At 72.9% G+C, this 18,818-nt stretch carries 13 protein-coding genes; 8 read left to right on the forward strand and 5 right to left on the reverse strand.

Going from position 1 to position 18,818, the window contains the following annotated elements; all coding sequences use genetic code 11:
* Nucleotides 1-25: 25 nt before the first annotated feature.
* From AB0I49_RS02005 to AB0I49_RS02015, 3 genes are all read left to right on the forward strand, one after another.
* Nucleotides 26-3,430 carry a S8 family serine peptidase gene (locus AB0I49_RS02005; protein WP_363224792.1) on the forward strand — a complete coding sequence of 1,135 codons (3,405 nt, stop codon included), beginning with the start codon at nucleotides 26-28 and terminating at the stop codon, nucleotides 3,428-3,430.
* Between the two features lie 848 nt (nucleotides 3,431-4,278).
* A complete protein-coding gene (locus AB0I49_RS02010; RefSeq protein ID WP_363224793.1) occupies nucleotides 4,279-5,343 on the forward strand; it encodes a protein phosphatase 2C domain-containing protein in 1,065 nt (354 codons plus the stop codon).
* An 85-nt stretch (nucleotides 5,344-5,428) separates the two neighbouring features.
* Nucleotides 5,429-7,171 carry a pyruvate dehydrogenase gene (locus tag AB0I49_RS02015; protein WP_363224794.1) on the forward strand — a complete coding sequence of 581 codons (1,743 nt, stop codon included), beginning with the start codon at nucleotides 5,429-5,431 and terminating at the stop codon, nucleotides 7,169-7,171.
* Between the two features lie 7 nt (nucleotides 7,172-7,178).
* On the opposite strand, the gene AB0I49_RS02020 is transcribed toward AB0I49_RS02015, so the two are convergent.
* Nucleotides 7,179-10,358, reverse strand: coding sequence for a glycoside hydrolase family 38 C-terminal domain-containing protein (locus AB0I49_RS02020; protein ID WP_363224795.1), 3,180 nt, complete (start codon nucleotides 10,356-10,358; stop codon nucleotides 7,179-7,181).
* 300 nt (nucleotides 10,359-10,658) lie between these two features.
* On the opposite strand from AB0I49_RS02020, the gene AB0I49_RS02025 reads away from it, so the two are divergent.
* Nucleotides 10,659-11,051 carry an ATP-binding protein gene (locus AB0I49_RS02025; RefSeq protein WP_363224796.1) on the forward strand — a complete coding sequence of 131 codons (393 nt, stop codon included), beginning with the start codon at nucleotides 10,659-10,661 and terminating at the stop codon, nucleotides 11,049-11,051.
* A 36-nt stretch (nucleotides 11,052-11,087) separates the two neighbouring features.
* On the opposite strand, the gene AB0I49_RS02030 is transcribed toward AB0I49_RS02025, so the two are convergent.
* Nucleotides 11,088-12,128, reverse strand: coding sequence for a DUF2637 domain-containing protein (locus AB0I49_RS02030; RefSeq protein WP_363224797.1), 1,041 nt, complete (start codon nucleotides 12,126-12,128; stop codon nucleotides 11,088-11,090).
* A 198-nt stretch (nucleotides 12,129-12,326) separates the two neighbouring features.
* Complete coding sequence (locus AB0I49_RS02035; RefSeq protein ID WP_363224798.1) at nucleotides 12,327-13,163, reverse strand: (2Fe-2S)-binding protein; 837 nt, start codon at nucleotides 13,161-13,163, stop codon at nucleotides 12,327-12,329.
* Between the two features lie 150 nt (nucleotides 13,164-13,313).
* Here AB0I49_RS02035 and AB0I49_RS02040 point away from each other — a divergent pair, with 150 nt between their 5' ends.
* A complete protein-coding gene (locus tag AB0I49_RS02040) occupies nucleotides 13,314-14,105 on the forward strand; it encodes a GntR family transcriptional regulator (protein ID WP_363224799.1) in 792 nt (263 codons plus the stop codon).
* 144 nt (nucleotides 14,106-14,249) lie between these two features.
* Nucleotides 14,250-15,017 (forward strand): DUF4232 domain-containing protein, encoded by a 768-nt coding sequence (locus AB0I49_RS02045; RefSeq protein ID WP_363224800.1) that lies wholly within the window; start codon nucleotides 14,250-14,252, stop codon nucleotides 15,015-15,017.
* Between the two features lie 12 nt (nucleotides 15,018-15,029).
* On the opposite strand, the gene AB0I49_RS02050 is transcribed toward AB0I49_RS02045, so the two are convergent.
* Nucleotides 15,030-15,761 carry a TetR/AcrR family transcriptional regulator gene (locus AB0I49_RS02050; protein WP_363224802.1) on the reverse strand — a complete coding sequence of 244 codons (732 nt, stop codon included), beginning with the start codon at nucleotides 15,759-15,761 and terminating at the stop codon, nucleotides 15,030-15,032.
* 65 nt (nucleotides 15,762-15,826) lie between these two features.
* Between AB0I49_RS02050 and AB0I49_RS02055 the strand changes: the two genes are divergently transcribed.
* Both AB0I49_RS02055 and AB0I49_RS02060 read left to right on the forward strand, forming a co-directional pair.
* Nucleotides 15,827-17,404 carry a monooxygenase gene (locus AB0I49_RS02055; RefSeq protein WP_363224803.1) on the forward strand — a complete coding sequence of 526 codons (1,578 nt, stop codon included), beginning with the start codon at nucleotides 15,827-15,829 and terminating at the stop codon, nucleotides 17,402-17,404.
* 43 nt (nucleotides 17,405-17,447) lie between these two features.
* On the forward strand, nucleotides 17,448-17,867 hold the full coding sequence (locus AB0I49_RS02060) for a GNAT family N-acetyltransferase (protein WP_363224804.1): 420 nt from the start codon (nucleotides 17,448-17,450) through the stop codon (nucleotides 17,865-17,867).
* A gap of 95 nt (nucleotides 17,868-17,962) precedes the next feature.
* Here AB0I49_RS02060 and AB0I49_RS02065 read toward each other — a convergent pair whose 3' ends face one another.
* Nucleotides 17,963-18,754, reverse strand: coding sequence for a hypothetical protein (locus tag AB0I49_RS02065; RefSeq protein ID WP_363224960.1), 792 nt, complete (start codon nucleotides 18,752-18,754; stop codon nucleotides 17,963-17,965).
* Nucleotides 18,755-18,818: the final 64 nt, after the last annotated feature.

The following is an 18,818-nucleotide window of genomic DNA, read 5'->3' on the forward strand; positions in this document are numbered from 1 at the left end:
CCGCTCGGGGAGATTGAGGAGATCGATGCGTCCGATATCGCGTACGGCCCTGGCGGCGGCGAGCGCCGCCGTCCTGGCCGTCACCGCGTTCGCACCGTCAGCGGCCGGGGCGCCGCACGGCGGTGGCGACGCGGGCAGGAGACCGATCGTCGGCAGCGAGGCGGCGGGAGCGGCGGCGAAGCAGGGCAGCGCCGCGACCGTCACGCTGGTGACCGGCGACCGGGTCCAGGTCGTCACCGACAGCCGGGGCCGCAGCACCGCCACCCCCCTGCCGGACTCGCAGGGCCGCCAACCGCTCGTACGGACCCGGCAGTTGGGCAAGGACCTCTACGTCTACCCGGAGTCCGCGACGGCGGCGCTCGCCGCGAAGCGGGTCGACGAGGAACTGTTCAACGTCACCGGCCTGATCCGGCAGGGCTACGACGACGCCCACACCGGCGACCTGCCGCTCATCGCCACCTACGGCCGCTCCGTGGACGTCGCCCGCGGCGCCCCCGCCGCCCCGCGCGGAACGCGGCGCGGACTGCTGCTCCCGGCGGTGGACGGCGTCGCGCTCAAGGCCGACAAGAAGCAGGCGGGCCGGTTGTGGCAGGACGTGACCGAGGGCCGCTCCCGCGCCGGCTCCGGGGTGCGCAAGCTGTGGCTGGACCGCAAGGTCACCACCACCCTCGACCGGTCGACGAAGCAGATCAACGCGGACAAGGCGTGGGCGGCCGGGTACGACGGCAAGGGGGCGAAGGTCGCCGTCCTGGACACCGGCGTGGACGCCGGCCACCCGGACCTCAAGGGACGCGTCGCCGACTCCCGCAACTTCACCGACTCGCCCTCCACCGACGACCGGCAAGGCCACGGCACGCACACCGCGTCCACCGTCGGCGGCTCGGGCGCGGCGAGCGGCGGAAAGAAGAAGGGCGTGGCGCCGGGGGCGGACCTGCTCATCGGCAAGGTCCTCGACGACGGCGGCTCCGGCGCGAGTTCATGGATCATCGCGGGCATGCAGTGGGCCGTCGACCAGAAGGCCGACGTCGTCTCCATGAGCCTCGGCTCCCTGGAGCCCAGCGACTGCACCGACCCCATGAGCGAGGCCGCGGCGCGGCTCGCGCACGGCGACAAGACGCTCTTCGTCGTCGCCGCGGGCAACACCGGACCGGCCAAGCCGTCGGTCACGTCGCCCGGCTGCGTACCGGACGTCCTCACCGTGGGCGCTGTCGACCGCGACGACACCACCGCGCAGTTCTCCAGCCGCGGCCCGGTGCTCACCACGCACACCCTCAAGCCGGAGATCGCCGCGCCCGGCGTCGGCATCTCCGCCGCCGCGGCCGGGGGCCGCGGCGTCTACGCGTACCAGACGATGTCCGGCACCTCGATGGCCACCCCGCACGTCGCGGGTGCCGCGGCCATCGTCCGGCAGGCGCACCCCGACTGGACGGCCCAGCAGGTCAAGGCCGCGCTGGTGAGCTCCGCGCAGACCGGCGGAAAGGTCGGCGGCGCGGACGAGACCGGCGGCGGCCGGCTCGACGCGGGCCTGGCCTACCGGCAGAAGGTGCTCGGCGCCCCCGCCGTGCAGGGCGGCAGCTTCAGCTGGCCGCAGGACGCCTCGGACCGTACGAGCGTGGACGTGCCGTACACCAACACCACAGGAACCGACGTCAAGTTGACGCTCTCCGTGGACGGCGTGCGCGGCGACGACGGGTCTCCGATCCGCTCCCGAGTGGCGCGGATCGGCGAGCGGCAGATCACCGTTCCGGCGGCCGGCACGGTGCGGGTGCCGCTGCGGCTCGACCCGAGCGCGCGGCTGACGCACGCCCAGTACGGCGACGTCTCGGGCCGAATCCTCGCCAAGGGCAAGGGGGTTCGGGTGTCCGTGCCCTTCACGCTCCACATCCAGCCGCAGACGGTCACGCTCCGGGTAAAGCTCATCGACCGGGACGGCGCGCCGGCGCGGGGGGCTTCCTCGCTCGACGTGGTCAACACCGACGCCAGCACGGGGGAGCAGCGCGTCAATGACGGGGCCAAGGAGCAGATGTTCCAGGTGAGGCCGGGCGACTACCTGCTGAGCAGCTTCGTGACGAGCGGCGGAAATGACGACAACTCAGCGCCCGACTCGGTCAGTTACGTGGCCCACCCGCAACTGTCCCTCAAGAAGGACACCACCGTCGTCCTCGACGCGCGCACGGCGCACCGCCTCAGCGTGCGCACCGACCGTAAGGCCGAGGTGCGGCGCACCGTGCTGTCGTACGGGCGCTGGTGGGACGACACCTGGGTGATGGCCGGCTCGCTCAGCGCGCCCGCCGACGTCAAGAACGTCTACGCCTCCGTGGTCGGCAAGGCCAGGGACGGCGGGTATGAGTTCAGCAGCAGCTGGCGCGCGTACGGCTCCGACGCCAAGGGCCCGTACGTCTACAACCTCTCGTACCCGGAGCGCGGGCCCATCGGCTCCGACCGCGCCTACCGGGCGCGGGACAAGAAGCTCGCCGCCGTCACCGCCCGCTGGAACGCGGTCGGCAAGGCCGCCGACTACGCCGACATCGTGTCGCTGCGGCCCACGTGGAACCCCGCCGCGACCATCGGCATCGGCGTCTTCGACCAGGTCCACGCGCCCAGCACCCGCACGGAGTTCTACACGCCGGGAGGCGGCAGCTGGCAGCACCAGGCGCAGACCACCTTCCCCTTCGCCGCCGTCCTCCAGGACCAGGACCGCACGTACCGCGCCGGTCAGCGCCGCAGCGAGGAGTGGTACCGCGGCGTGCTGCGGCCGGACGCCGCGCGCGACGCGCAGGGCAAGCGGCTGCTGGTGGCGGAGCGGCAGGGCAGCCGGATGGGCGTCCAGCCCGCGTTCTGGAACGACGGTTCGGGCGACCACTGGTCGTACGGCGGGTCGTTCGGCGACATCGGCAACATGACGCTGCGCCGGAACGGGACGACCATCGGCGAGAGCCCGTACCCGTACGGCGTCTTCGACGTCCCGGACGGCGACGCCGCGTACGAACTCCAGCTGAACACCACGAAGTTGGCCAGCTCCGACCGCAACTGGGCGCGCTCCACGGAAACCACCACCACGTGGAACTTCCGCTCCCACCGCGAACCCGACGTCTACTCCCGAGGGCTCCCCGTCCTCTTCCCCTCCTACGACCTCCCGGTCGACGGCCTCAACACCCTCCCGGACGCCGACGGCCAGCGCATCGCCCTGTCGGCCGGCGGCCACGCCGGGTACGAGCCGGGCGCGATCACGAAGGCGTCGCTGTCGTACTCGTACGACGCGGGCAAGACGTGGAAGGCGGCCGAGGTGACCCATAAGAAGGGCACTTGGGCCGCGGTGGTGAACCACGCGGGCGCCTCCGGGAAGCAGGTGACCCTGAAGGTCTCCCTGACGGACGCCAAGGGCAACTCGGTCACCCAGACGGTGACCCGCGCCTACGACGTGCGGTGACCCCGGGGCGGGGCCCGGCCGGCAGCACGCCGGGTCCCGCCGTACCGCAGTACCTTCGGAGGCACTGTTCCCGGATCCCCTGGACTGTGGACAATAAGGGCATGAACCAGCAGGGGGAGCAGCACGACGGCAACGCCGACGACTGGTGGACCCAGTTGTACGACGAATCCCAGCCCGACACGAACTCCTCCAGACCGGCCGCGCCGACGAGTGACACGGTTCCTCCGCCGCCCGGCCCATGGGCCGAAACCCCGGCTCCGCCCCCACCGGCTTCGCCGACTGACGTCATCCCCGCCCCGCCACCGCCCGGCCTTCCGGGGGAGGGGGCGCCGTTCGCCTGGTGGTCCCCGGGGCCGACGGCCGACGCCGACGCCCCGGCCTTCGGCCCGGTCGAGGGCGACGGCCCCTGGGACCCAGAGCGGCCACCGGCCCCGGCCGGGCCGCCGGGCCTGCCAGGGTTCCCGGCTGTCGCCGGGCCGCCGGACCTTCCCGTGCCGCCGACGGTTGCTGGCCCATCGGACCTTCCCGGGCCCCCGACGGTTGTCGGCCCATCGGACCTCCCCGGGCCCCCGACTGTTGCCGGCCCACCGGACCTTCCGCAATCCCCGGCCGTCGCCGGGCCGCCTGATCTGCCCGGTGCTCCGGACGCAGCGGGGCCGCCCCTCCTCCCCGGTTTCGCGGACGCCGCCAGTCCGCCCCATACTCCCGGTCAGCCGTATGCGGCCGGAGCCCCGGACGTAGCGGGTCCAGTCCAGCTCCCCAGCTCGCCGGAGACGGCTCCGCACCCCGCCGGAAGCCCCTCCGACGCGCCCGTGAGCGCCCCGGCGGCCGAAGCCGCTGACGCGGTCGTGAACGCAACCGCGTCACCACCGGCTCCCGGCACCGACTTCGGCACCGACTCCGGCATCGACTTCGTAGGGGATCGGCCGCCGACCTACGAAGCCGAGCCGACCGCGCTCCCTGAAGCCGACCCCGCCGATCTGGGCGGACTGGTGCCGGACACGGTGCTGGAGGGGGCGCGGTGCGGGGCGGTGACGTTGCGGGCGGTGTCCCTGCGGGGGGATTCCGCGCGGTATCGCGGGGAGGCGCGGCGGGACGCGCTGCTGATCGCCCGGTTCGGGAGCGGGGAGGACGGGCTGGTGCTGGTGGCCGTGGCCGGTGGGGCGCGGGCCGCGTCCGACGCGCATCGCGCCGCGCGCGACGCCTGCGAATGGATCGGGGGAGCCGTCGGGCGCAGCCGAGAGCGCCTGGCGGAGGACATCCGCACTGGTCACCGCGGTGCGCTGGAGTCCGGGCTGCACCGGCTCACGGACCGTTCGTACGGGCGGCTGCGGGCCCGCGCTCATGAGCTGGGGCGCCATCCGGCCGAGTACTCCGCCACCCTGCGCTGTCTGCTGCTGCCCGCCGACCCGAAGTGCGGCACACGCGTCTTCTTCGGCGTCGGCGACGGCGGTCTCTTCAGACTCCGTGGCGGGGTCTGGGAGGACCTGGAGCAGACGGGCGCACAGGCCGGCGGTGACCGCATCACCGTCGATCTCGGAATCATCGGCCCAGGTCCAGGTCCAGGTCCAGGTCCAGGTCCAGGCTCAGGCTCAGATCCAGGGACAGGTCCAGGCCCAGATCCAGGAACAGGCCCAGGCGCGGAGCCCGGCTCCGGCCAGGCGCCCACCGAACCCTTCCGCTTCCAGCTCTGCTCCGGCCTCCCCGGTGACGCCCTCCTCCTCTGCGGCCCCGGCCTCGCCGAGCCGCTGCGCGGCGAGCCGGCGTTCGGCGAGCGCCTCGCCGAGCGCTGGACGGCCGGCGGCGGGCCCGGCGCGGAGCCGCCCGGCCTCGCCGCCTTCCTGGCCGACGCGCAGCTGCGCGTGAAGGGCTACGCCGACGACCGCACCGCGTGCGTCGTCTGGGAGGCATAGCGGCGCGATCCGTGGGTTGATGGAGGGTGGCTCCCGCACGACCGGTACGGGAGCGACCGGCAGCACCCGAAGGGACGAGCGCGCAATGGCGAAGCAGACCGTGGCGGAGCAGACCGTGGACATCCTGGTGAGGGCCGGGGTGCAGCGGCTCTACGGTGTCGTCGGCGACAGCCTCAACCCCATCGTGGACGCCATCCGCCGTAACGCCGCCATCGACTGGATCCAGGTACGCCACGAGGAGGTCGCGGCCTTCGCGGCGGGCGCCGAGGCCCAGCTCACCGGAAAGCTCGCGGCCTGCGCCGGCTCCTGCGGCCCCGGCAACCTCCACCTCATCAACGGCCTCTACGACGCGCACCGCTCCATGGCCCCCGTCCTCGCCATCGCCTCCCACATCCCGAGCAGCGAGATCGGCACCGGCTTCTTCCAGGAGACCCACCCCGACCAGCTGTTCCGCGAGTGCAGTCACTACAGCGAGCTGATCTCCAGCCCCCAGCAGATGCCGCGCGTCCTGCAGACCGGCATCCAGAACGCCATCGGCCAGGGCGGCGTCAGCGTCATCTCGCTCCCCGGCGACATCGCCGGCGAGCAGGCCCCGGAGCGCTCCATCGAGCACGCCATCGTCACCGCGCGCCCCTCCGTGCGGCCGGGCGACGCCGAGATCGAGGCGCTCGCCCGGATGGTGGACGACGCCGACCGCGTCACCCTGTTCTGCGGCAGCGGCACGGCGGGCGCGCACGACGAGGTGATGGAGTTCGCGGAGCGGGTGAAGTCCCCGGTGGGGCACGCGCTGCGCGGCAAGGAGTGGATCCAGTACGACAACCCGTACGACGTCGGCATGAGCGGCCTGCTCGGCTACGGCGCCGCGTACGAGGCCACGCACGAGTGCGACCTGCTGATCCTGCTGGGCACCGACTTCCCGTACAACGCCTTCCTTCCGAACGACGTGAAGATCGTCCAGGTCGATGTGCGCCCCGAGCACCTCGGCCGCCGCTCCAAGCTCGACCTCGCGGTATGGGGCGACGTGCGCGAGACGCTGCGCTGCCTGACGCCGAAGGTGCGGGCCAAGCCCAGCCGCAAGTTCCTCGACAAGATGCTCAAGAAGCACGCCGACGCGCTCGAAGGCGTCGTCAAGGCGTACACCCGCAAGGTCGACAAGCACGTGCCGATCCACCCGGAGTACGTGGCCTCGATCCTGGACGAGGAGGCCGCCGAGGACGCCGTGTTCACCGTCGACACGGGCATGAACAACGTCTGGGCGGCCCGCTACCTCACCCCCAACGGCCGCCGCAGGGTGATCGGTTCGTTCACCCACGGCTCGATGGCCAACGCCCTGCCGCAGGCGATCGGCGCGCAGTTCATCGACCGGGGTCGGCAGGTCGTCTCGATGTCGGGCGACGGCGGATTCTCCATGCTGATGGGCGACTTCCTCACGCTCGTCCAGTACGACCTGCCGGTGAAGGTGGTCCTCTTCAACAACTCCGCATTGGGCATGGTCGAGTTGGAGATGCTGGTCGGCGGGCTCCCCTCGTACGGCACGACCAACCACAACCCCGACTTCGCGGCCATCGCGCGGGCGGCGGGCGCGTACGGCGTGCGGGTCGAGAAGCCCAAGCAGGTGCGGGGCGCGCTGCGCGACGCCTTCGCCCACAAGGGCCCGGCGCTCGTGGACATCGTCACCGACCCGAACGCCCTCTCCATCCCGCCGAAGATCAGCGCCGAGATGGTCAGCGGCTTCGCGCTCTCCGCCGGGAAGATCGTGCTGGACGGCGGAGTGGGCCGGATGCTCCAGATGGCCCGCTCCAACCTCCGTAACGTGCCCCGCCCCTGACGGGTAGTCACTCCACAGTCGGGCTCAGACGCAGCGTCAGGATCTGGAACGGCCGCAGCGACACCGCAATCCCCTCCGGCCCCGAATCGGCCGGCTCCAGCGGCCGTTCCAGCAAGTCCGTCACCTCCGCCCGAGCGACCGGGAACCCGGCGCGCAGCACCCCGTCGGCCCGTCCGCCCCGCGACTCGTACAGCCGCACCACCACATCACCGCCGCGGTCCTCCGCCGCCTTCACCGACTCGACGGTGATCGCCGGATGGCTCACCGAGACCAGCGGCGGGCGCGCGGGCGCGGCCGTCGCCCGCAGCGGCAGGTTGAGCGCGAGCCCTTCCGCGACCGCGTCGCCCACCGCCGCCCCCGGCAGCAGCGCGTACGCGAAGCGGTGCGCGCCCTGGTCGGTCTCGGGGTCCGGGCTGTGCGGGGCGCGCAGCAGGGTGAGCCGTACGGTCGTGCCGAGCCCGCGCTCGTGCGGGGTCCGCGTCACGTCGTGCCCGTACGTCGAGTCGTTGAGCAGCGCGACGCCGTAGCCCTCCTCGGCGACCCGCAGCCAGCGGTGCGCGCAGATCTCGAAACGTGCCGCGTCCCAGCTGGTGTTGGCGTGCGTCGGCCGGTGCACATGCCCGAACTGGATCTCGGCCGCGCTCCGTTCGGCGTGCACATCGAGCGGGAACGCGGCCTTGAGTACCTTCTCCGACTCGTGCCAGTCGGCGTCCGTGACGACGTCGAGCCGCCGCGCCCCCGCGTCGAGGCGCACCGCCTGCTCGACGCGCGACGCCCCGAAGGCCCGTACGACCGTGACCTCGGCGCGCAGCGGCCCCGCCGCGGTCAGCTCGACGGACTCGGCGTCGGTGAGGTCGGTGTGCTTGCGCCGGTAGTGCCGGTCGATGTCCCAGGCGTCGTACTGGTTGGGGTGGTCGGGGTGCAGCTGCAGCAGGTTGCCGCGCCCGCCGGGGGCCAGCACCTCGCGCCCGGCGGTCAGGTCCCGTACGGACGTGACCAGCCCGTCACGGCGGTCGACGGTGACGTGCAGCAGGCCGTTGTCGAGCACGTACGAAGCGTCCTCGGCGGTGGCGCCCACCGCCTCCGCCTCCTGGGGCTCGGCCGCACCGAGCGGCGCGGAGCCCAGTGCCGGGGCGGCGGCGTAGACCGCCACCCGCCCGTCGGGGAGCCCCTGCGTGCGGACGCCGGGCGGCAGCGCCCGTGCCGCGTCCCGGTCGACGGCGACGACCTCGTGCCGCCCGTACGGCGAGGCGTTGAGCACGGCGAGCCCCGCGCCGCCGCCACCCCGGCCCGTTCCCGCGCCCGTTCCCGTTCCCGCTCCCTCTCCCGTTCCCTCGCCCAGCGCCCGTACCGCCTCCGCCGTGATCTCCGCCAGCTCCGCGGCCACCCGCGCGTAGGTGTCGCGCGCCTCGCGGTGCACCCAGGCGATGGAGGAGCCGGGCAGGATGTCATGGAACTGGTGCAGCAGCACCGTCTTCCAGAGCCGGTCCAGCGCGTCGTGCGGATAGACGTATGACGGCACGTCAAGAGACGCCGCCGTAGCCCACAACTCGGCTTCTCGCAGCAGGTGTTCGGACCTGCGGTTGCCCTGCTTCGTCTTCGCCTGCGTCGTGTACGTGCCCCGGTGGAACTCCAGATACAGCTCCCCGGACCAGACGGGCGCCTGGGCCCCGTACTCCTCCTCGGCCGCCGCGAAGAAGGCCGCCGGCCGCTCGATCTCGACGCGCGGCGACCCCTCCAGCGACCGCAGCCGCCGGGCCCGCTCCAGCATTTCGCGGGTCGGCCCGCCGCCCCCGTCGCCCCAGCCGAACGGGACGAGCGAGCGCGTGGCGCGTCCCTTCTCGGCGAAATTCCGCTCGGCGTGCGCGAGTTCCGCGCCGCTGAACTGGGAGTTGTAAGTGTCCACCGAAGGGAAATGCGTGAAGACGCGGGTGCCGTCGATGCCCTCCCACCAGAAGGTGTGGTGCGGCATTCGGTTCGACTGGTTCCAGGAGAGTTTCTGGGTCAGAAACCAGCGGATTCCGGCCAACCTGGCGAGCTGCGGGAAAGCGGCGGTATAGCCGAAGGAGTCGGGCAGCCACACCTCCTCCGTTTCCACCCCCAGCTCCTCCAGGAAGAAGCGTTTCCCGTGCACCAGTTGACGGGCCAGCGCCTCGCCTCCTGGCATATTCGCGTCGGACTCGACCCACATCGAGCCGACCGGCACCCAATTCCCCTCCTGCACCGCCCGCCTGATGCGCTCCCAAATGTGCGGCTGATTCTCCTTCACCCACGCGTACTGCTGCGCCTGCGAACACGCGAAGACCAGCTCCGGATATTCGTCGGCGAGCTCCGTGACATTGGCGAAGGTACGGGCCGCCTTGCGCACGGTCTCGCGCAGCGGCCACAGCCACGCCGAGTCGATGTGCGCGTGGCCCGTCGCCGAGACGCGGTGCGCGCTCGGGTGCGCGGGCCGGGCGAGCACCTCGGACAGCGCGGCCCGGCCCGCCGCCGCGGTCCCCGCGACATCGTGCAGGTCCAGCGCGTCCAGCAGGTCCTCCAGGGCGCGCAGGATCTCGTGGTGCCGCGACCGGTCGGCGGGCAGTTCCCGCATCAGCTCGACGAGCACGTCGATGTCGAGGAGGAGGTGCCACACGTTCTCGTCCAGCACGGCCAGGTCCGCCGAGGCGAAGCGGTACAGCGGCGCGTCGCCCGAGGTCAGGACGTCGCCGAGGCGGGTCGGCGCGAAGCCGTGGCGCAGTACGGCCGGGTTGGCGGCGGCCTCCAGGAGGAGGTGGACCGGCTCGCCCCCGGCGGCGCGGGCGGCGACGGCCACATGCCGGTTGCGGGGGTGGATGCCCTTGATGGGCACCCCGCAGGCGTCGTGGACCAGCCCCTCCGCCTGGAACCCCGGCCCGTCGCCCGAGAAGCCGGGGTCGATGACCGCCTCCACCCGCCGCCCCGCCCACGCGTCCGGCACCGCGCCGTCCAGCCGGAACCAGCTCGTCGACCAGGGCCGCCCCCAGGCCGTGCCGGTCGCGAAGGGCTCGTACGTCCCCTTCAGCGCCTCCTGTACGGGCACGGGCTCGCCGGGGGCGTGCCAGACGGCGAGCACCAGCGGGGTCCGCTCCGCGTACTGCGCGGGCCGGATGAACTGGCTGAGCGCCCGTTCCAGGCGCCCTTCCACCAGTGGTCGGTCGTTGTGCATCACGGCTCCTAGGCGTCGGTCACCGCATTCATGGTCCTAGCATCAATTCCCGCTCGGGGTATGGCGCACCCGTCCCCGCCGCCCATATCGCCATGTTGACGGCTCAACAGGAGTCGGGCACGGTGACGCGGGGCATGCATTCCCGTGAACGTGTTCGATGCCGGACTGTCGAGGGAGCGGTCGGGGCGGGGAGGAATGAAGAGGCGTATTTCAGGTTGGGCAGGCGCGGGGAGCCGGCATTGCGGTGCCGGTTCCCACCATGCCTCCGAACCCGTGGAGGGGGACATTCAGCCGTATCTCATGAGGCGGCTCCGGCGCGCCGATCTGTCGGCGGTCTCGGACGTCCGCCGGTCGCTGCGGGAAATGCTGCGGGAGTGGGGGGTGCCGGGACAGGCCGATATCGCGGAACTGCTGACGAGTGAACTCGTCGCGAACGCACTGGTGCACACCGATGACGGCGCGGTGGTCACGGCCGCCATCGCCGAGGGCCCGGACGGGCTGCTGAAGGGCCGGCTCCGGGTGGAGGTGCGGGACTTCATCGCGCGGCGCCCTACGCTGCGCGCCGCGGCCCACGCGGACGACACGTCGGGGCGGGGCCTTCAACTGGTGCACACCCTCTCGGACGCCTGGGGGGTGCGGGCGCACGGCGTGGGCAAGGCCGTGTGGTTCGAACTGAACGGCGGACCGGCCTGATGCCGGGGTGTCCGGTCCGCCGCGGACCACCGCGGCTCAGCCGAACTGCCGCTCGATCTCCTTGAGTTTCTCCTCAAGGGAGTCGAGCCGCGGGATCGTCTGAGTCTCGTCCTCGGCGGTGAGGTCGATCGGCTCGGGGTCGGTCACGGCCTGCAGCGAGGGCCGTGAGCGCACGGGGAGCTGTTCCGGCTCCGGTATCGCGGGCTCCGAGCCGATCTGCGGCGGCTGCTGCACGGCGGACGGGGCGGCGGGCACCTGCCGGCCCCGGCCGCGGCCCCACACCCGGTGCTGCCGGTTGTACGCCTTGATGCGGGCCCGCTCCAGCTTGGCCGCCTCGCGCTGCCGGAGCCGCTCCTGCTCCTTCTGCCGGCGGTCGTCGCGCACCTCCTCGACGGCCTCGTCGAGCGACCGCACCCCTTCGAGCAGCATCAGCGACCACGCGCGGAACGTCTCGCGCGGCGCCCGCAGCCAGCGCACCATGCGGATCTGCGGCAACGGACGCGGCACCAGGCCCTGTTCGCGCAGCGCGGCGCGGCGGGTCTGCTTGAGCGCCCGGTCGAAGAGCACGGCGGCCGACAGCGACATGCCCGCGAAGAACTGCGGCGCGCCCGCGTGGTCCAGCCCGCGCGGCGCGTGCACCCAGTTGAACCAGGCGGCGGCGCCCGCGAACGTCCACACCAGCAGCCGGGAGCCGAGCGCCGCGTCGCCGTGGCTGGCCTCGCGCACCGCGAGCACCGAGCAGAACATGGCCGCGCCGTCGAGTCCGAACGGCACCAGGTACTCCCAGCCTCCGGAGAGGTTGAGGTTCTGCCGCCCGAAGCCGACCAGGCCGTGGAAGGAGAGCGCGGCCGCGACCGCCGCGCAGCAGAAGAGGAGCACGTACGACGCGCTGCCGTACACGGCCTCCTTGCGGCGCCGGCGCTCCTCGCTGCGCTCCCAGGTGTCACCGGCCTTGGCCCCGTCGTCCGCGGCGCCCGCGCGCCGGCCGCGCAGGAACACCGCCGCCGCCACCGCGATCCCGACGAGCGCCACGGCACCCGGAAGTGCCCAGTCCAGCGATATGTCGGTCAGTCTCATTTCGCGTCCCTTGCATAGCAGTACGGCGTTTCCCGCGCCATCCTGGCGGAATCCGACTGTTCGCCAAGGGGTTTTGGAGCAAGAAGTCGCCAATGAGCCCCAAGGGCCTACGAATAGGTGTGTTCCCGTTCGAACTCGCGGGACGGAAAAGCCGCCTGCGTTCTATTCGCATCACTCGATCGAATGAATTGAACGAAGCTATATTGCGGAGAGTCGCTCAATGCGCTCGGCGTCGCAGGTGCGCGGGCAGGTGACGCAGGTGTCCTTGGGGCGCAGCGTGTAGAAAAGGCAGCAGCTCGCCCGGTCCCGCGTGGCCAGCGCCTCGCCCTGATGGCCGGTCAGTTCGCGGAAGGCCGCGCCGCCGACGTACGGGCCGGTGCCGCCCGGCAGCAGCAGCCCGAGCTCGCGCTTGGCCCGCGGCTCCGCGCCGAACAGGTGCCCCAGATACCAGAGCCCCTCGACGACCTCGTCCGTGGCCATGCCCCACAGCGCCCGCCGCCCCCGCCGCATCCGGGGCCGAAACCCGTCCAGGACCGGTTCCAGGTGCTCGGCGAGCGCCGCCCGCAGCTCAGCGCGCAACTCCTCCTCGTCCGCCGCGACCCGCGCGCCGGGCAGGGCCGCGGCCGGGTCGCCCGGCAGGCAGGAGAACGAGTCGATCCGCGCGGTCATCCGGCCCGAGGCGCGCTGGTAGGCGACGCCGTCCGCCGGGACGCGGGGGACCCGGCGATCGAGGAACCAGGGGACCGTGAACAGCAGGCAGGCGGGCCAGGCGTACCGGTGCAGGCCGAAGGTCGCGACGACGTCCGGGCGGGCCCGCTCCCCGTAGTCGGCGAGGAGCTGCGCGTCGTCCCAGGCGAGGAAGGCGTCGAGCGCGGCGCCGCCCGCCGCGAGCTCGGCCGCCGAAACCCAGCCGTCCCCCCGCGGGGGAGCCTCTTCGGTGACGGTCAGCCCCGGAAAGACCTCGGAGAGCCTGGTGTACGCCGCGCCGACCGGCGACGAGGGGAGGGGGAGCGGGAGGGCTGCGGCAGTGGACATGCGGGGCACCACCGAATCACGATCATTTGCAGGTAAGCCTTACCTTACCTGATGGGAGGGTTGATTGACTGCTCCAGTATTGAATCGCTCCACTGTTTGAACTGTCACAGGGCCCGCCTATCGTTCATAAAGGACGACAGGAGGAAGCAGATGGAGCAGGGCCGAACGGAGACCGCGCCCGCACGGCTGCGGATCAGTGTGCCGGCGCAGGCCACACCGACCGCGCGCGGAGAACACCCCTGCGCCGAGCCCGCGTACGGCCGCCCTGCCACCGGGCCGGGGCCCGCGCCCGCCGCACAGCCGCCGCCCCCCGCGCGGAAGGTCCCGCAGCGGCACTCCGTACGCGGCCAGATACTGGACGCCCTGCGCTCGGCCCTCGTCGGCGGCGAACTCGTACCCGGCGAGGTCTACTCCGGCCCCGCGCTGGGCGAGCGGTTCGGGGTCTCCGCGACCCCCGTCCGCGAGGCGATGCAGCAGCTCGTCCTCGAAGGCGCCGTCGAGGTCGTCCCCAACCGCGGCTTCCGCGTCGCCCGCCGCAGCGCCCGCGACCTCGCCGAACTCGCCGAGATACGGGTCCTGCTCGAAGTCCCCGCCATGCTGCGCCTCGCCCGTACGAGCCAGAGCGTCGACTGGTCCGCGATCCGCCCCCTCGCCGAGGCCACCACCACCGCCGCCGCGCGCGGCGACCGCGCCGCCTACGCCGAGTCCGACCGCGCCTTCCACCGCGCCCTCCTCACCCTCACCGGCAACCGCCAGCTCGTCCTCATCGCCGACGACCTCCACCGCCGCTCCCAATGGCCCGCCCCCCACACCCCCTCCGCCCGCCCCACCGACCTCATCACCGACGCCTCCGAACACCTCGCCCTCCTCGAAGCCCTCGCCGCCCAGGACGCCGCGACCGTCGAGGAGCTGGTGACGGGGCATTTCGCGGGGGCGGTCTGACGGCGGGCCACTGCCGCGGGGCCTGAGTCGAGCGGTGCGCGGCGGGCGTTAGCGGTTTGTTAGTCGATCATCAGAGGTTTCGAGAACAGTTCTCTCCGCGTACGCGAACGGCTCGTACGTCACCGCAATGCCGAGGGGAACCCCATGTCGCACCGCACAGTGCTCCGTCGAGGCGGCAGGGCCGCTGCCGTTGCCGCCCTGGTGGCCGCTACGGCGGTTGGGCTCGCTGCTTGTGACGGGGGGAAGTCCGACTCGGCGGGCGGCTCGTCTTCTTCCTCCGCCGCGCCCGATGCCCGGGCTTCGAAGAATTCCGCGGAGGCGGACTCGGTCACCAGGGACGCCCCGGCCGCCGACAAGGCCGATGCCGACAAGGCCGATGCCGACAAGGCCCCCAAGGGCGCCGGCGACAAGAATTCCGCTCGGGCTCAGCACAGCGCCGCGGCGCACGGGGCTACGACGCACGCCAAGTCGTCGGGGAGCGGTTCCGGCGGCGGTCGCTGTACGACAGCGGAGCTGAAGGCCGGGTGGGGCGCCAAGCCCGACATGAAGAGCGACCAGCAGCAGACGGCCTCCGTGTGGCTGAAGAACACCGGCACCGGCGACTGCACCATGAGCGGGTTCCCCGGCGTCCAGCTCAAGCCCGCCGCCGGCAGCGCCATCGACCTGCCGCGCTCGTCCAGGAAGCCGGTTCCCGTCAATCTGAAGCCGGGCGAGGACACGTCCTTCACCATCCGGCTGCTCGCCGAGCCGCTCGACTCGGACCAGCACACGATCAAGCCGAGCACGGTGCTGGTCACCCCGCCGAACGAGAAGCAGCACTTCCAGCTCAAGTGGCCGTTCGGCGGCGCCATCCTCGACCAGTCGATGGCCACCCACCCCGGCACGTTCGTCAATCCCGTCAACGCCGGCTGACGCCTGACACGGTTACCGGCCGCGGTTCCCTTCCAGCGAACGCAGGCCCTCCACCAGTAGTCGCAGACCGAATTCGAAATGGGCGGTGAAATCGCCCCCGGCCAGGGCGGGCAGGCCCGTGGCCAAGTGCGGGTAGGGCCCCGACGCCACTGCGTGACGCAGGCGTTCGGGGTCCGCCGGCGTTTCGCCGTCGGCGCATTCCGGCTGCAGCGCGGCCTGTTCCTCCAGTGTGTGGCCGAGGGTGAAGGCGCCCACCGCCATCAGGGCGCGCGCCGCGTCCTCGTCACCGAAGCCCGCCTCGCGCAGCACACCCGTCACGGCCTCGGAGAAGCCGAGCGTGTTCGGGCCCGTCGAGTGCGTCCCGGCGTAGACGCGTGCGCCGTCGCGCCGGGCGAGCAGCGCCGTCCGCATGGACCGGGCCAGCGCCGCCAGCCGCTCGCCCCAGTCGCCCGCCGCCCCTGAAGCGGCCGCCTCCGCCGCGACCCCGGCCAGCATCCGTTCCGCCATCGCCGTCAGCAGCTCCTGCTTCGTGGCGAAGTGGCGGTACAGCGCCCCGGCCCGCACCCCCTCGGCATCGGCCAGCCGCCGCATCGTCAGCGCGTCGAGGCCGGACTCGTCCAGTAGGCGCAGCGCCGTCTCGACCGTGCGCGACGGTTCGAGCCGCGCGGGACGGCCCCTGGCGGTGCTCGTGGCGGTGCCCGTGGCGGTGCTCGTGCTGCCTTCGGCGCTTGACGGAGAACTCATGGACCCCACTATAGTGAACAGCGTTCACGTGAACGCTGTTCACTAAATGAGGGAAGGTGTCTCCGTTGGACACGAATCCGCCTGACACGCACGCCGGTACGCCGGACACGCACACCGATGTGCTCGTCATCGGCGCCGGCCCCACCGGCCTGATGCTCGCCTGCGAACTGGCCCTGGCCGGCCTCCGGCCCCGCCTCGTCGAGCGCCGCACCGAACCGCAGCGCAACTCCCGCGCCCTGACCCTCCACCCGCGCAGCGTGGAGCTGATGGACCTGCGCGGCCTCGCGCCCCGCTTCCTCGCGCTCGGCGCCACCCGGCCCGGCTGGCACTTCTCCGGCCTCGACACCCTGCTCGACTTCGCCGCCCTGGACAGCCGCCACGGCTACACCCTGTTCCTGCCCCAGGCCCGTACCGAAGCCCTGCTGGCGGAGCGGGCGCGCGAGCTCGGCGTGGAGACGGAGCGGGGGTACGAGGGGGTCGGGCTCACCGAGCACGCCGACGGCGTCGACGTGGAGCTGCGCGGACCCGACGGCGCCGTCGAGACCGTACGCGCCCGCTACGTCGTCGGCTGCGACGGCGGCCGCAGCTTCGTACGGCAGGCCGCCGGCATCGGCTTCCCCGGCGACGACGAAACCTTCACCGGCATGCTCGGTGACTTCGCGGCCGTCGACGCGGACCCCGCGGCCCTCGCCGCGGCGCGGGCGCTCGGCGTCATCGCCGCACCGATGGAGGGCGGGCTGACCCGGTTCGTCTGCATGGACCCGGAGCGGATGCGGGTCCCCAGCCGGGAGCCGGTGACCCTGGAGGAGTTCCGGGCGGCCCTGGTCCGGAGCTGCGGCACGGACTACGGGATCGCCGAGCCGCGCTGGCTGTCGCGGTTCGGCAACGCCACCCGGCTCGCGGACCGCTACCGCTCCGAGGGCCTCGCCGGTTCCGCCGGCGCCGGCCGCGTGCTGCTGGCGGGCGACGCCGCCCACATCCACTTCCCCGCGGCGGGCCAGGGCCTCAACACCGGCCTCCAGGACGCCATGAACCTGGGCTGGAAACTGGCCGCCGAGCTGCACGGCTGGGCGCCGCCGGGGCTCCTCGACAGTTACGACGCCGAGCGCCGCCCCGTGGGCCGGTCCGTCACCGAGAACACCGCGGTGCAGACGATGCTCATGGAGCTGACGTACGTCCCGCAGTACCGGCGCCCGGCCGCCGCGCTGCGCGAGCTCCTCGACGAGCTGCTCGGGATGGCGGAGGTCAACCACCGTCTGGCCGGGCAGGTTTCGGCCCTGAGCACCGCCTACCCGCCCGCCTCGCCGGACGCCGACCCGCTCGTGGGACAGCGCATGCCCGACATCGGGCTGACCGCCGACGGATCGGAGGCGGTACGGGCGTACGAACTCTTCCACCAGGGGAGGTTCGTGCTGCTGGACCTCGCCGGAGGCGCCGACGCGGCGGAGAGCGTCACCGCAGGCTGGAGCGCCCGCGTCACGGCGGTCACCGCCGCCGAGCATGAGGGACACGCCGCGCTCGACGGGGTGCGCGAAGTGCTCGTACGCCCCGACGGCCACGTCGCCTGGGCCACCCGGACCACCGACGAGGCCGCCCGCCGCGCCGGACGCGCCGCCGCGCTCACCGCATGGGCCGGCGGCTGATCCGCGGTGCGCGCGGGGCGGACCGTATGGCAGGGTCCTCGGGATGAGCGACGACTACGAGATCTCAAGTGACCCGGCCCGCCTCGACGCGGCCCTCGTCCACCACTGGCTCTCGACCGACGCGCACTGGGCGCTCGGCCGTTCGCGGGACAAGCAGGACCGGGCGATCGCCGGTTCGCTGAACTTCGGCGCGTACGACCGGGTGTCCGGCGCCCAGGCCGGCTACGCGCGGGTGGTCACCGACCGGGCGACCTTCGCCTGGCTCTGCGACGTCTACATCGATCGCGCGGCACGCGGGAAGGGCCTCGGCACGGCCCTGGTCGCCGCGGTCCGCGACGAGTTGGAGCCGTACGGGGTGCGGCGCATCCTGCTCTCCACGCCGGACGCCCACGGGGTCTACGCGAAGATCGGCTTCCGGGGGCTGGCGGAGCCGGACGAGTGGATGGCCTATAGCTATAGCTGACGCAACGTCAATTGCCTTAGCCGATGCGTAAGTCGATCGGCCCCGTCGTCGGGTTCGGCGGGGCCGGTGACCAGTCGCCGGGCGGCGCGCGCGGCTCACTCCGGCGCCGCCGCCTCCTCCAGCCGCTTCGCGAGCCACGACGGGACCCCGCCGAGCAGATGCACCAGACGGCGCGCCTCCTCCCTCAGCCGGGCCGCCTCGTCGGCGTCGGGTTCGACCTCGGCCAGGGAGGCCAGGGCCGGGGCGATGCCGATCAGATAGCCCAACTCCTCGCGTATGCGCAGGGATTCGGCGAATCCGTGCCGGGCCTCGGCGAGCCTGCCGTCCTCCCCGGCCATCGCCGCCACGTGCCGCCAGGTGGAGGACAGCAGTAACGCATGGCCGTGGGCCGTGGCGCCCGCGTGGGCGCGCTGGAAGGCGGCCGCCGCGCCGGCCGGGTTCCGGGACAGGTGCTGGGCGATCAGGCCGCGCCGGAAGTCGAGCAGCGGGCGGGTCGGCGATCCGGGTCTGAGCAGGGCCGCCGCCCGGCCCAGCGCGGAACGCGCCTCGTCGGCCCGGTCCCGCACCCCGAACAGCGTGGAGGCGTACGCCAGGCTGCCGCGCTCGCACGCCGCCGCCCCGCGCGCCTCGTCGTCGTCGGCCAGCGCCTCCGCCGAGCGCAGCGCGTCGGCCGCCGCCTCCCAGCCCGTCGCCGTGAACATGCACCGCTCGATCAGCACCCCGGCGCGCCGCAGCGCGAGTTCCGGCTCCGTCTCGGCGCGCGGCGCGAGGAGGGCGGCGGCGTCGTCCCAGCAGGCGCGCGAGCGCAGTCTCCATACCGCCCGGTCGAGCGGATCGCCACCCGGAGGGTGTGAACCCTCTGGCTCCGACAACCCAGAATCCCGCATGGCGGTATCCGCCACAGTGCCCTCCCCAAGCGCGCCGTCGAGCTGGAAGCCTGTCCGCATCAGA

This window comes from Streptomyces sp. NPDC050617 (genome assembly GCF_040654795.1).
In the GTDB taxonomy this organism is placed as follows: Bacteria; Actinomycetota; Actinomycetes; order Streptomycetales; family Streptomycetaceae; genus Streptomyces.